The 12,478-nt window shown below is 72.5% G+C and carries 16 protein-coding genes and 2 pseudogenes; 10 read left to right on the top strand and 8 right to left on the bottom strand.

Annotation, left to right across the window (positions count from 1 at the left end):
• The first annotated feature begins 115 nt into the window (after positions 1 to 115).
• Both AB0I68_RS31805 and AB0I68_RS31810 read left to right on the top strand, forming a co-directional pair.
• Positions 116 to 307 carry a DUF1059 domain-containing protein gene (locus AB0I68_RS31805; protein WP_363180838.1) on the top strand — a complete coding sequence of 64 codons (192 nt, stop codon included), beginning with the start codon at positions 116 to 118 and terminating at the stop codon, positions 305 to 307.
• 155 nt (positions 308 to 462) lie between these two features.
• Positions 463 to 882, top strand: a complete 420-nt coding sequence (locus AB0I68_RS31810) for a TOBE domain-containing protein (RefSeq protein ID WP_363180839.1) — start codon at positions 463 to 465, stop codon at positions 880 to 882.
• A 4-nt stretch (positions 883 to 886) separates the two neighbouring features.
• On the opposite strand, the gene AB0I68_RS31815 is transcribed toward AB0I68_RS31810, so the two are convergent.
• From AB0I68_RS31815 to AB0I68_RS31830, 4 genes and pseudogenes are all read right to left on the bottom strand, one after another.
• Complete coding sequence (locus tag AB0I68_RS31815; protein ID WP_363180840.1) at positions 887 to 1,333, bottom strand: molybdopterin-dependent oxidoreductase; 447 nt, start codon at positions 1,331 to 1,333, stop codon at positions 887 to 889.
• An 80-nt stretch (positions 1,334 to 1,413) separates the two neighbouring features.
• A pseudogene (locus tag AB0I68_RS31820) lies at positions 1,414 to 1,668 on the bottom strand (hypoxanthine oxidase); the annotation flags it as partial.
• A gap of 27 nt (positions 1,669 to 1,695) precedes the next feature.
• A complete protein-coding gene (locus AB0I68_RS31825; RefSeq protein WP_363180841.1) occupies positions 1,696 to 2,100 on the bottom strand; it encodes a helix-turn-helix transcriptional regulator in 405 nt (134 codons plus the stop codon).
• A gap of 144 nt (positions 2,101 to 2,244) precedes the next feature.
• Positions 2,245 to 2,955, bottom strand: coding sequence for a TetR/AcrR family transcriptional regulator (locus AB0I68_RS31830; RefSeq protein WP_363180842.1), 711 nt, complete (start codon positions 2,953 to 2,955; stop codon positions 2,245 to 2,247).
• Positions 2,956 to 3,083: 128 nt separating this feature from the next.
• Between AB0I68_RS31830 and AB0I68_RS31835 the strand changes: the two genes are divergently transcribed.
• Complete coding sequence (locus tag AB0I68_RS31835; protein WP_363180843.1) at positions 3,084 to 3,578, top strand: SRPBCC family protein; 495 nt, start codon at positions 3,084 to 3,086, stop codon at positions 3,576 to 3,578.
• Between the two features lie 80 nt (positions 3,579 to 3,658).
• Here the strand turns inward: AB0I68_RS31835 and AB0I68_RS31840 are convergent, their stop codons facing one another.
• Positions 3,659 to 4,714: an RNA polymerase subunit sigma-70 gene (locus AB0I68_RS31840; RefSeq protein ID WP_363180844.1), complete on the bottom strand. Its 1,056-nt coding sequence runs from the start codon at positions 4,712 to 4,714 to the stop codon at positions 3,659 to 3,661.
• A 145-nt stretch (positions 4,715 to 4,859) separates the two neighbouring features.
• Here AB0I68_RS31840 and AB0I68_RS31845 point away from each other — a divergent pair, with 145 nt between their 5' ends.
• Positions 4,860 to 5,372, top strand: coding sequence for a hypothetical protein (locus tag AB0I68_RS31845; protein ID WP_363180845.1), 513 nt, complete (start codon positions 4,860 to 4,862; stop codon positions 5,370 to 5,372).
• A 34-nt stretch (positions 5,373 to 5,406) separates the two neighbouring features.
• Here AB0I68_RS31845 and AB0I68_RS31850 read toward each other — a convergent pair whose 3' ends face one another.
• Positions 5,407 to 5,994 carry a helix-turn-helix domain-containing protein gene (locus AB0I68_RS31850; protein ID WP_363180846.1) on the bottom strand — a complete coding sequence of 196 codons (588 nt, stop codon included), beginning with the start codon at positions 5,992 to 5,994 and terminating at the stop codon, positions 5,407 to 5,409.
• A 115-nt stretch (positions 5,995 to 6,109) separates the two neighbouring features.
• Between AB0I68_RS31850 and AB0I68_RS31855 the strand changes: the two genes are divergently transcribed.
• The 5 genes and pseudogenes from AB0I68_RS31855 to AB0I68_RS31875 all read left to right on the top strand — a co-directional run bounded on the left by AB0I68_RS31855 (position 6,110) and on the right by AB0I68_RS31875 (position 9,170).
• Positions 6,110 to 6,499, top strand: coding sequence for an NmrA family NAD(P)-binding protein (locus AB0I68_RS31855; protein ID WP_363180847.1), 390 nt, complete (start codon positions 6,110 to 6,112; stop codon positions 6,497 to 6,499).
• Complete coding sequence (locus AB0I68_RS31860; protein ID WP_363180848.1) at positions 6,496 to 7,377, top strand: TIGR03620 family F420-dependent LLM class oxidoreductase; 882 nt, start codon at positions 6,496 to 6,498, stop codon at positions 7,375 to 7,377. The genes AB0I68_RS31855 and AB0I68_RS31860 overlap by 4 nt, the downstream gene beginning before the upstream one ends.
• Before the next feature lie 94 nt (positions 7,378 to 7,471).
• Positions 7,472 to 8,056, top strand: a complete 585-nt coding sequence (locus AB0I68_RS31865) for a TetR/AcrR family transcriptional regulator (RefSeq protein WP_363180849.1) — start codon at positions 7,472 to 7,474, stop codon at positions 8,054 to 8,056.
• A 396-nt stretch (positions 8,057 to 8,452) separates the two neighbouring features.
• A pseudogene (locus tag AB0I68_RS31870) lies at positions 8,453 to 8,824 on the top strand (alcohol dehydrogenase); the annotation flags it as partial.
• A 67-nt stretch (positions 8,825 to 8,891) separates the two neighbouring features.
• Positions 8,892 to 9,170 carry a zinc-binding dehydrogenase gene (locus tag AB0I68_RS31875; protein ID WP_363180891.1) on the top strand — a complete coding sequence of 93 codons (279 nt, stop codon included), beginning with the start codon at positions 8,892 to 8,894 and terminating at the stop codon, positions 9,168 to 9,170.
• Between the two features lie 112 nt (positions 9,171 to 9,282).
• Here the strand turns inward: AB0I68_RS31875 and AB0I68_RS31880 are convergent, their stop codons facing one another.
• A complete protein-coding gene (locus tag AB0I68_RS31880; RefSeq protein ID WP_363180850.1) occupies positions 9,283 to 9,882 on the bottom strand; it encodes a cysteine hydrolase in 600 nt (199 codons plus the stop codon).
• A 90-nt stretch (positions 9,883 to 9,972) separates the two neighbouring features.
• Positions 9,973 to 11,235: an MFS transporter gene (locus AB0I68_RS31885; RefSeq protein ID WP_363180851.1), complete on the bottom strand. Its 1,263-nt coding sequence runs from the start codon at positions 11,233 to 11,235 to the stop codon at positions 9,973 to 9,975.
• 142 nt (positions 11,236 to 11,377) lie between these two features.
• Here AB0I68_RS31885 and AB0I68_RS31890 point away from each other — a divergent pair, with 142 nt between their 5' ends.
• On the top strand, positions 11,378 to 12,313 hold the full coding sequence (locus AB0I68_RS31890) for a LysR family transcriptional regulator (protein ID WP_363180852.1): 936 nt from the start codon (positions 11,378 to 11,380) through the stop codon (positions 12,311 to 12,313).
• The last annotated feature ends 165 nt before the right edge of the window (positions 12,314 to 12,478 follow it).

The raw sequence follows: 12,478 nt of genomic DNA on the forward strand, positions 1-12,478 counted from the left end.
ACGGGGCATCCGGAGGATCGTGGGGAGCGAACCTGTACGCACCTGCCCCCGTCCTCCCGCCCGGGCGCCGCTCGGCGGCGACGTCGGCAGCCTTCGCCACACCGGGAGGCGCGTCATGCGCAAGACCATGGATTGCAGGGAGTACCCCAGCGAGGTGGGGTGCACCCTGACCATCACGGGTGAGGAAGAGGAAGTCATGGGGGCGGCCGTCCAGCACGGCGTTTCCGTGCACGGCGAAGAGGACACCCAGGAGTTCCGCGACGCGCTGCGCGGCATGCTGAAGCCCGAGGTGCCCCAGCACGCCTGAGATCACACCCGGCAGCCGCAGGGGCGAGCCGCTCGGGTGGTTCCGGGTAGGGGATGCGATGGCTTGAAACCACGTCACGGCAGGGGTGCTTACGGTCGATCTTGTGCGGTTCTTCCGGGCCGTGCGACGTCACTACCCAAGAGGTCGATCACCCCATGAGCCTGAGCATCCGCAATCAGATCGCCGGTACCGTCACCGCCGTCACCGCTGGCGAGGCCATGGCCACGGTCAAGGTCCGGCTGGAGGGCGGCCAGGACATCATCGCCGCCATCACCACCGACGCCGTCAAGGACCTCGGCATCGCCGAGGGCTCCGCGGTCAAGGCGCTGGTCAAGGCCACCGAGGTGGCGCTGGCCACCGGTGCCGTCGACGGCATCAGCATCCGCAACCAGCTGGCCGGGACCGTCTCCGACGTCGCCGCCGGGGGTGCCATGGCGTCCGTCAAGGTGGACGTGAACGGCGGCGGGCTGACCGCCGCCATCACCAAGGACGCCGTCGAGGCGCTCGGCCTGTCCGCCGGGTCCTCCGTGGTCGCGCTGATCAAGTCGACCGAGATCTCGCTCGCGACCGCCTGAGCCCTCACAGGCCCAGGTTCGGCGGTGACAGGGCGCCGAACCACACGTGCGTGACGGCGCTGACGTAGCGCGCCCCGCACCGGTCCGACGGCACCACCAGCTGCGCGCCCGCCTCGTCGAGGTCCTCCCCGTCGAGGCTGGTCGCCAGCAGCACCCGGCTGTCGCCGAAGTCCGCGTCGAGCTCGGCCCAGGACAGGACGGTGTGGTGCCCGTCCCCGCCGCTGACCGCCAGCAGGAAGCGGCTGCGGTCCTTGCGCCGGCGCACGTCGAAGGACGGCCCGGCGTCCGCGACCACGTCGCGCAGCAGCGCGCCCTCGAACACATGGTGCTGCGGACCGTTCGTCGCGCAGTCGAACGTGACCGCGGCCCGGTGCTGTACCCAGTCCCGCAGGTCCGCCACGCTCAGGGTCGCCGGGTGGTCCAGATCTCCGTGCAGCATGAGTTTGGCCATGTGCAGATGATGCCCGGGACCGGTCATTCCGGAACCTCATCTGCAAGGTTGATGGCTTGCTACGACTCGCAGGTGTGGCCTCATCGCGTGTTCTGCCCTTGCAGGTTCTGGTCCATCCTCCGCCAGGCGATGTCGCGTGTCGCCGGCATCTCCGTGAACCGGACCCCGGTCGCGTCCCGCAGGGCGTTCGCGAACGCCGGGGCCACCGGGTTGAAGGGGCTCTCGCTCATCGACTTGGCGCCCAGCGGTCCGATCGCGTCCAGCGTCTCCATGAAGTGCACCTCCGTACGCGGGACGTCCGCGTACTGCGGGAGCCGGTAGCGGCGGAACGCCGCTGGCCCAGGGCCCGGCGGAAGGCCCGCCTACGGCACGTCGACGTGCACCTCGGTGGACTTCACCCGTGCGGTGACGCTCACCCCGACCGCGATCCCGAGCTCCTCGACCGACTCCCGCGTCACCACGGACACCACCCGGTGCGGGCCCGACTGGATCTCCACCTGGGCCGCCACGTCGTCGAGCCGCACCGCGGTGACGATCCCTGCGAAGGAGTTCCGTACGGACGTGGCCGTGCCGCTGCCCGCCGGCGGCTGCGGCTGCGGCACGCCGGCCCGCTCCTTGGCGAAGGCGGCCAGCGTCACGCCGTCGACGGAGCGCGCCCCGTCGGGCGTGCGCAGGGCGGGCAGCCGCCCGCCGTCGGCCCAGCGGCGGACGGTTTCGGCGCTCACGCCCAGCAGGCCCGCAGCCTGCCCGATCGAGTACGACGGCACGCCCGCACCCTATCCCTGCCCCACCCCCTGCCCGACCGCCCGCCCACGATCGGGCAAGGCCCCGGTCCGGACGTGGTTCCTGTGCTCCGCGGGCCCGCGGAGACGGGCCGCGGCCACCTTGAGCTGCCGGGTCCGGTCTTCGGGTCAGGCCGCTGCGGCGGGGAGGCCGAGCAGGGTGGCCTGGCAGCGCAGGTGGTGGTCGAAGGCCGCCCGCCGTTCCAGCAGGGTGCCCTCGAACTGGCCGGACAGCTCGAATCCGATCCACCCGAACAGGGCCGTCCATGCGCCGACCGCGCGGAGCGCCAGGCCGTCGGGGACGCCGGGCATGACCCGCCGTACCCGTTCCGCATCCGCAGCCAGCAGTGCGGGCGGGCCGGGGACGCCGGCCGGTGCGGTGACCGCGTCGGCCCGGTGGGCCGCGGAGATCAGACGGCCGTACACCTGGATGGTCCGCATCGCCGGTACGACGGTGTCCTGCGGAGCACGGTAGCCGGGCACGGGGGAGCCGTGCAGCAGGGCGTACTCCTGGGGGTGGGCGACGGCCCAGTCCCGTACCGCGTGCCCGAGCGCGAGCCATCGGCCGGCGTAGTCGCTCGCGTTGCTCGCGTCGGGTTCGTTCGCTTCGGCCGCCGCGCCCAGCGCGTTGTAGCCGTCGACGATCAGTGCGGTGAGCAGCTCGTCGCGCGAGGGGAAGTAGCGGTAGATCGCGGACGAGACCATCTCCAGGTCCCGGGCGACGGCACGCAGTGAGAGTCCGGCGGCTCCCTCGGTGGCCAGCCGGCGGCGTGCGGCCTCGATGATTTCCCTGGTCAGCTCGGTGCGGGCGCGCTCACGCGCGGTTCGTGGAGCAGTCATGGCAGGACCTTAACAGAGCACCCGCCCCAAACAGAGAGCACTGCTCTTGACTTGAAGCTCCGATCTGGGAGAGCATTGCTCTCGGATCGGAGCACCGATCCAAATCAAGCTCTCCCAGGGGGTTCACCATGAAGCTGCTCTACCGCGGTCCGGCCCGGCAGGAACTGCACGACGGGTACGCCAAGCGCCGCCGGATCGACCAGGACGCGCCGGTGGTCAGCGGATCGGAACTGCGGATCGAGGCACCGGTCGAGCGCGTCTGGCAGCTCATCGCCGACCCGGCCTGCTGGCCGCAGGTGCTGCCGGGGCGCCGGGTGATCGAACTCGACGCCGGCGTGACCGAGGACGCCGACTTCGTCTGGGCCATGGGCCGGACGGTCATCCATGCCCGGTTCGCGGTGGTCGACGTCAACCGTGAACTCACCTGGAGCGCCGTCGCGATGGGCGTCCGGGCGATCGACCGGCAGGTGCTGACGCCGACCCCGGACGGGGCGACCGTGCTGCGCATCGAGGAGTCGATGGCGGCACCGCTGGTCGGCCTCCTCTTCTCCGCCGACCGGCTGCGTGGGCAGCACGAGGAGTGGCTCCGGGCGGTGAAGGCGGCTGCCGAGCGACAGAATTGAACGCGAACGGCCGTTCCCGGTACGGCCTCCCGCCCGACGGCGCACGCCGGCCCGGCTGCGCGAGCACCCGGCGGGCATGCTCAGGAAGGCGCCGAGGTGCGACCGGCTCCACGCTCCCCCGGCCGCTCGTCGGGCAGGGAGCGGGGCAGTCCGAACGCCGGGAAGACGCTGGTGTCGCCGAACCAGGTGATCGAGGTGATCGCGTCCCGGTCCGCGCCGAGTACCAGCAGTCCGTACGGGCGGGCGATGGGCGCGGGCGGGGTGGGCAGGTAGCAGCCCAGCGCGGGCTGGCCGTTGGCGCGAACGGGGACCGCGCGCAGCGCTACGCCGCGGGCCTGCGCACGGTCGGCGAGGAAGGCCCCGATCGCCTCCCGGCCGTGATACTGCCGGGGCTCGGGCGGCATCGTCAGCCAGGCGTCCTCGGCCAGCAGCGCCACGACGGCGTCCGTGTCGCCGAGCTCCAGGGCGGTGCTGAACAGGCCGGCGAGCTCCACCTCGCGGACCGAGCCCGCCCCGGCCCGATGGCCCGGCTCGGCCCGGTGTTCGCGCAGTGCGGCCCGGCCCCGCTGGAGTGCCCCCTTGACCACGGTGGCGCCGGTGCCGAGGATCCCGGCGGCCTCCGCGACGGGGAACCCGAGTGCGTCGCAGAGGACGACCGCGGCCCGCTGGCGCGGCGTCAGATGCTGTAGCGCGGTGATGAAGGCCAGGCTGACCGATTCGCGCAGCTCGTAGCGGGCTTCGGGCCCCGGCAGCCGGTCCGGGAGGCCGTCGAGCAGCTCGTCCAGCAGGTGGTCGGGGTAGGGCTGCAGCCACACGGGCTCGCCGAACCGCGTCGGCTGCGGCAGCGTCGCCGCTGCGGCCGGCTGCGGGCGGCGGGAGTTCGAACGCAGGGCGTTGAGGCTGCGGTTGGTGGCGATCCGGTACAGCCAGCTGCGCACCGAGGACCGGCCCTCGAACCCGGCGAGCCCGAGCCAGGCGGCCAGGAGGGTTTCCTGTACCAGGTCCTCCGCGTCCGCGACCGAGCCGACGATCCGGTAGCAGTGCAGCTGCAGCTCCCTGCGGTAGGGCTCGGTGAGACGCCGGAACGCCTCGGCGTCGCCCGCGAGAGCCCTCTGCAGTTCGTGTTCGGTCGTCACGCTCGGCTCCTCGCCTCGGTCGGGTGCTGCACTGCCTCTCCCTGTTCCGACACCGCGCGGCACCGGATCGGAACGCGTTCCGATCCGCGCGCAGCCGGTGTCTTCACCTGATGTCAGCACTGTCCCGGCTGGAAGGACCGCTCACATGATGGACACCGCACCGCTTCGAGACGCCTACCGTGCGCTGCTGGAGGCCGCTTCCGCAGTGGCCGGCTCCGGCGCCCCGAGCCCTGCTCCGCCGCACGGCGAATGGAACGCAGAGCAGATCCTGGCGCACGTCGCCCTCGTCAACGCCGTCACCATCGCCGCCGTCTCCACCGTCGCCGCCGGGGCGCACACGACGTACGACAACCGTGTGGCACTCGACACCTGGACCATCGCGCGTACCGCCCTGCGCGCGGGCGGCAGCGCCGGGCTGCGGGACCGCATCCGCATCCAGGCGGACGCTCTGTGCGCGCTCGGCGGACCGATGCTGAGCGAGGCCGAACTCGACACGCCGGTACCCGCCCTTCTCGTGTCCAACGGCGTGCTCCTCGTCGATCAGCCCGTGCCGCTGCGGGACCTCATCTCCGGCCTCGCGGAAGTGGAGCTGCCCGGCCATACCCGGCAGCTGCTGGCCCTGCTGCCGAAACCCGCCAGGGCCGAAGCCTCGGCGTGACGGTGTAGCGGCCCTCGCCTGCGGGACGGGAGGTTCAGCGCGCGCGAACCCCGTCGATGGCGAGGGCGAGCAGCCGGTCGGCCTCGGCCGGGCCGTCGGGTTCCTGCTCGGTGGCCAGGGCGATGGCGCCGACGAGTTTCAGCAGTTGGGTGATGGTGACCTCGGGGCGTACGGCGTGCGCCTCGCGGGCGCGCGTGAGGAGCTGGTCTCCGGCGCTGACGATCATCGCGTGGCAGGTGCTGCCCAGTGTCGGCTCGCCGTCGCGGGCGCCACGCATCAGTGACGCCCCCAGGCCCCGGTTGGCCACGGCGTGTGCGCCGACGGCGCGGAGCCAGGTGACGAGCGCCGCTTCGGGGTGTGGGTCCGAGAGCAGATCGTGCGCCCTGGCGCAGAGGGCCTCCACCCGGCCTTTGAAGACGGTCTCCAGGAGCGCCTGCCGAGTGGGGAAGTGCCGGTGGAGGGTGGCCGAGCCGACTCCGGCGCGACGGGCGATCTCCTCGAGGGAGGCTTCGGCGCCGTGTTCGGCGATGACGGCCTCGGCGGCGGCCACGATCCGGTCGTGGTTTCGGCGCGCGTCGGCACGCATCGGCTGCCGGGACGGGACGGCGGCGTCCTTGGGCACGGGAGCTCCTGACGGCTTGCCAACTGGGGTGGTCCTCCATATCGTAGCGAACGGTAAACGGGGGGCCACCCCAGTTGTGGGGGCCCTGCCGTCGGGGCGAGATGGGGGACACGTCGTGGAACAGACAGGAAAGGCCGTCGTGGTGGCCGGGGCGACCGGCCTGCAGGGCCGCGCCGTGACACGGCACCTGCTGGACGGCGGTTGGCAGGTGCGTGCGCTCACCCGCGATCCGAACGGAGTGCAGGCCAGGGCCCTGGAGCGGGCCGGCGCGGAGATCGTGCGAGCGGAGATGGAAGACGTCGCTTCCCTGATCGCCGCGGCCAACGGCGCCTACGTCGCGTTCTCCTACGAGTGGCTCAACGCACGCGGCTACCGTGCGGACGTCCGGGCCACCCGACGGATCCATCCCGGGGCCATGGACTTCCACACCTGGCTGGAGCGCACCGGCGCAGCCGAGATCGCCGCGTTCCTGGCCACCTCGCGCACCGCCGGGCAGCACGCGTGAGCGCCCACCGGCCCGACCTCGCACGCGTCGGGATCTGGGCGGGCGACCTCGACAACTACCCCGCGGCCGGCGTCCGCGAGGCTGCGGGCGCGGTCGAGGACTTCGGCTACGGCACCCTGTGGTTCCCCGAGACCACCGGGCGGGAGGCCGCGGCGCAGGCCGCGATCCTGTTGTCGGCCACCCGGCGGATCACTGTGGCTGCCGGCGCGGCCGACATCTACGCGCGGGACGCGGTGACGACCGCCGCCGCCCAGCGCACCCTGGAGGAGGCGTTCCCCGGCCGGTTCCTGCTGGGGCTGTGGGAGAGTCACCCCAGCCTCGCCGAGGACGTTCGCGGTCACCGCTTCGGCTCCCCGCCGGCCACCATGCGCTCCTACCTGGACGTACTGGACGCCGCGCCGTTCGGGCCGCCCGCGACAACCGCCTCGCCGCACCGCGTGCTCGCAGCCCTGGATCCCGCCATGCTCGCGCTCGCCGCGGAACGCACCTGGGGCGCCAACGTACTGGGCATGCCCGTCGAGCACACCCGCAAGGCCAGGGCGGTGCTCGGGCCGGACGCGCTTCTGGCCGTCACCCAGCTGTGCGTCCTCAGTCCCGACCGCTCCCGCACCGCCGAACTGGCCCGCGCCACGGCAGCGGCGGCCCTGCCCAATCGCCGCACGCTCCTGGGCGACCTGGGATACGGGGACGCGGACACGCCCGGCGACCGACTCGTCGACGCGGTCGTGGCCCACGGCAACGCCGAGGACATCGCCCGCCGCGTCCACGGGCACCTCGACGCCGGAGCCGACCACGTCAGCCTCCACCTCCTCACCGCCACACCCCACACCCCACCCACCCGCCAGTGGGAGGAACTCGCCGCACACCTCCCGACCTGATCCCGCACGGCCGCTTCGCCGATGCGGCCGCCCTCTTTCGTCTCGCCGCGCATCGACCCTTGTTCTTGAATGGTTGCTCATATACGTTTTTCGCATGCCCAGACCCCGCGAGTTCGAGCCCGACGCCGTGCTGAACCAGGCCATGCTGCGGTTCTGGGAGCGCGGCTACCGGGCCACCTCGATCGAGGATCTCGTGAAGGCGACCGGAGTGAAGCCCGGCAGTCTCTACAGCGCCTTCCCCGGCGGCAAGCGCGCCCTGTTCCTGAAGTCGCTGGAGCGCTACTCCAAGCTGGTCGTGCCGCAGAAACTCGGCGAACTGGAGGCCCCGAGCGCTTCGCTGGCAGAGCTCCGCGGCTACTTCGACGGGCTGGTGCGCGATCTGCTCAGCCCCGAGGGCAGGCAGGGCTGCCTGCTGGTGAACACCGCGATCGAGAACGCCGCCGGGGACGACGAGGCCGCGGCCGTGGTGCGCGGCCACCTGGCCCGTCTGGAGCGGTGCATGACCACGGCACTGCGGAACGCGCGCAGCCGGGGCGAGGTGCGGGCCTCGGTGGATCCCGGCGGGAGCGCAAAGCTGCTGGTCGCGACCTGCCAGGGCCTGATGGTGGTGGGCAAGGCGAATCCCGACGAGGCGGTGCTGCGCGCGATCGCGGACAACGCCTTCGCCGCTCTCGCCTGACCGCCGCCCCGCCTGACCGCCGCCCCGCCGCCCCGCCGTCCGGCCTCCGGGGCGCGGCAGGGCGCACAAGAGCCACCCGAGCGGTGGCTCTTTTTCGGGCCCAATATTTGAACCATTATTCAAGAATGGAGTTCGATCATGAAGGCCATCGTCATTTCCGCCCATGGCGGTCCCGAGGTGCTCACCGTCACCGAACTGCCCGACCCCGTGCCCGCCGCCGGCGAGGTGCTGATCCGGGTCAAGGCGTTCGGCCTCAACCACGCCGAGGCGTACATGCGCGCCGGAGCCTGGGGTGCGGTGGCGGCCGTCACCGGGATCGAGTGCGCCGGGGTGGTCGAGTCCGACCCCTCCGGCCGGCTTTCGCCGGGCACCACCGTGGTGGCGATCCTCGGTGGCATGGGACGCACCCGCAACGGCAGCTACGCGGAGCTGGTGACGGTCCCCGCGACCAACGTGGTCGCGGTGCGCTCCTGCCTCGGGTGGGCCGAACTGGCGGCCGTCCCCGAGGTGTACGCGACGGCGTGGAGCGGCCTGTTCGGCAACCTGGACCTGCGCACCGGTGAGACGGTGCTCGTGCGCGGCGCGACCTCCTCGCTCGGCCAGGCCGCCGTCGGCCTCGCCGTCGACCACGGCGCCCGGGTCCTCGCCAGCACCCGCACCCCCGCCCACGCGGCCCTGCTCAGGGAACTCGGAGCCGACGACGTCCTCATCGACGACGGCCTCCTCGCCCCACAGGTGAAGGAGCGGGGCATCGCCGTGGACGCCGTCCTCGACATCGTCGGCAACAGCGTCCTGCGGGACTCCCTGGCCTCGGTCCGGCGGCCGGGTCTGCCAGATCGGCTTCCTCGCAGGCTTCGACCCCGTACCGGACTTCGACCCGATCGCCGACCTGCCCACCGGGGTCCAGCTCAGCTTCTTCGCCGGCGCCTTCGTCCTGGGCAGCCCCGCGTTCCCGCTCACCGACGTACCCCTGGACCAGATCTACGCCAAGGTCGAGGCGGGCACCCTCCGGGCCGGGCCCGTTCGGGTCTTCCGGTTCGACGAGATCGTCGACGCCCATCGGGTCATGGAGGCCGGCCGGGCGCTGGGCAAGATGACCGTCACCGTGGACTGACGCGTCTCGACCGGTCGCCGCGACCGAGACGACGAGCCGCCGACGTGCGCGCGCCGTCGGCGCTCCTCGGGCGAGCAGCTCCGGGAGAGGGCGAAGACGCGCTCGGTTCGAGTCAGCCGGCCCGGAGCAGGGCGGGCAGCTCGGCGGTGTCGACGATGTGGGCCCGTGAGGGGAGAACTCGACGGAGCAGGACGTCGTGGACTTCGGTGTCCGGGTCGGCGACGCCGTCGGACAGGACGTAGAGCCGGTAGTCGCGGTCGGCCGCGTCGACGACGGTGGACAGGACGCCGCCGCCGGTACTGACGCCGGAGATGATCAGCGAGGTGATGCCGCGCTCGCGCAACTGCCGGTCGAGGTCGGTGGTGGACATGCCGCCGTAGCGGATCTTGCGCACGACGATGTCGCCGTCCTGGGGAGCCAGGCGCTCGTGGATGGCGGCGGCAGGGTCCTCGTGGTGCATGGCACGGTGTTGGGCCAGCGGGGCGAAGGACTTGTTGGCGGCCGGGATCGCGTCCCAGTCGGCCTCGGTGAAGCCGGCGCGTACGTAGGCGATGGTGCCGCCCTGTGCACGAACGTCGGCGATGGCCCCCTCCAGGCGACCGAGCAGGGCCTCGCCGTCCTCACCCCCGGGGAGAGCGGCCAGGATCGCGGGCTGGCAGTCCATGACGAGAAGAGCGGTGTGCGCGGGGTCGAGTGCGGGCGCGGTGTTCACGCGGGTGTTCTCCTTGCTGGTGGTGTGCCTGGTCGGTGCGGACGCGCGCCGGCGGAGCAGCTGCGGCCTGCGGCCTGCGGCCTGCGAGCTTCAGCGGCGAGTCGTGGCGCGTGATGCGTCGCCGCGGGACGGTTCCGGCTCGTGCTGCGACGTCTGGTCGCGTCGGGGAAGCAGGAGCGGGGAGGCCAGGATGAGCAGTCCCGCGACCGTGAGAGCGGTGCGAGGGCCGGTGACGTCGGCGAGCAGCCCGCCGAGCGCGGTGAAGACGGCGATGGACGCCTGCTGGCCGATCGACCAGGCCGACAGGGTGCGGGCGACGAGATGCTTGGGCGTGCGTTCGAGCCGGTAGGTGGCGAGTACCGGGGCGTACAGGCTCATGTTGATGACGATCGCCAGCTCGACGGCCATCACGGTGACGAGGCCGACGACCCCGGGACGGACGAAGGCCAGGCCGATCAGCCAGACGGCACGCAGGGTGCCGACGGTCCGGAAGACCCGGTGCCGGCCGTAGCGGGCCACGACGCGGCGGGCCAGCCGGGAGCCGATGAGTCCGCCGAGGCAGGGGACGGCGAAGGCGAGGCCGTACTGCCAGGGCGGGAACCCGAGCCGGCGAAGGAGGAGCACGGCCAGCAGCGGCTCGGTGGCCATGATCAGACCGGATACGAGCATGTTGTTGAGGCAGAGCGCCCGCAGACCGGGATCGCCCGTGATGTGCCGGTAGCCGTCGAGCAGTGCGCCCGCCCGGAGCGGGCTCTTGTCGCTTGCCTGCGGCGCTTCCTCCCGGCCGCGGATCGCCGTAATGCCCAGCGCGGAGAGCAGGTGGCTGAGCGCGTCGGCCACCAGGGTGGTGAGCGGCCCGAACAGGCCGATCGCCGCCCCGCCCAGCGGTGGCCCGATCGCGAGGGAGCTCCAGTTCGTGGACTCGAACCGCGCGTTGGCCACGAGCAGGTCTTCCGGGCGGACGAGGGCCTTGAGGTAGGCGCCGCCGGCCGCGTTGAACGCGATCTTGGACGCTGCGACCACGGCCGAGATCGCGAGCAGCTGGACGAAACCGAGCCGGCCGAAGGCGTAGGCGACCGGGATCGTCGCCATGGCCGCGAACCGGGTCAGGTCCATCGCGATCATGACCGGGTGCTTGCGCCGGAACTCCACCCACGGCGCGAGTGGCACCGCGATCAGCGCGCCCACCGCAGGCCCCACCGCGGACAGTGCGGACACCTCGGCGGGGCCGGCGTGCAACAGCAGCACGGCGATCAGCGGCAATGCCCCGAACCCCAGCCCGGATCCATAGGCGCTCACCGCATATGCCGCCCACAGCCAGCCGAACTGCCGGCCCAACGGTCTCCTGCCCATGATGCTCAGTCCGCCCCCTTGAAGTTCCACCCGAACAAACCGACGTTGAGCGATGAGAGCTAAGCGGGCTGGACGACAGCGGGTCAAACAACCGCTTTGCCGACCGTCCACAACCATCCGTTGTTCACTAAGGTGGGTCGGCGTGGATCTCGAAGCCGTACGCACCTTCGTCGCCGCCGCGGAAGCGGGCCAGTTCCAGAAGGCTGCCGCCGACCTGTCGATCACCCAGCAGGCCGTCTCCAAGCGCATCGCCGCGCTGGAGCGCGGCCTCGGCGTGCGGCTGTTCACCCGCACGCCCCGCGGCGCCGAGCTCACCATCGACGGGCAGGCGTTCCTGCCCCACGCGCGCGAGCTGCTGCGCGTCGCCGAGCGTGCGGTCACGTCCGTGCGCACCGGCCGCCGTCCACTGCGCGTCGACGTGATCGCCTCGCGCGGCGCGGCGTCGGGCCTGATGCGCGGCTTCCACCGCGCGTACCCCGAAATCGACCTGGACGTGCTGATGCTGTTCGAGATCGAGACCGCCGTCGCCGCCATCCGGTCCGGTGCGATCGACGCGTCCTTCCGCGCCGTCGCCATGCCCGGCCGGCAGCTTCCCGAGGACATCGAGTCCGTCCGGGTGCTCGACGAGCCCCTCCAGCTCCTCACCGGCCCCGCCCACGCGCTGGCGGGCGCCCGGTCGGTGACCGTCGCTCAGCTCGTCGGGCACCGGATCTGGATGCCCGGCATCGTCCCCGGGACCGAGTGGGGAGCCTATTACGACGACCTCGTCGCCGAGTTCGGCCTCACCATCGAGGCGACCGGTCCCAACTTCGGCTCCGACGCGCTCCTCGACACCATCGCCGACACCCCCGCCCTGGCCACCTTCATGGGCGGGCACACCCGCCTCGTCTGGCCCGCCGACCACGGCCTGCGCCGCATCCCGGTGACCGACCCGACGCCCGTCTACCCGCACTCGCTCCTCTGGCACCGCGACAACCCCCACCCGGCGCTGGCGACCCTCCGCGCCCACCTCGCCGCCACAGCGGCCGGCCACGACTCGGCCGGGACCTGGGCGCCGAGCTGGGTGATTCCGAGCTGAACCGGTGGGCCGCCCCATGCCGTCCGGCAACGTGGCGGTCGATGGGTACATGGAGACAGCCTTGCGCGTCGGTGCAGGCCGGGCTGGTACGGCGGCCGGCGCCCCGCGGACCCCGTGACGAGCCGGTAGCCCCGTGGGCGTACGCCCGCAGGGGGACGCCCGGTG

It is taken from the genome of Streptomyces sp. NPDC050448 (assembly GCF_040655295.1).
In the GTDB taxonomy this organism is placed as follows: domain Bacteria; phylum Actinomycetota; class Actinomycetes; order Streptomycetales; family Streptomycetaceae; genus Streptomyces.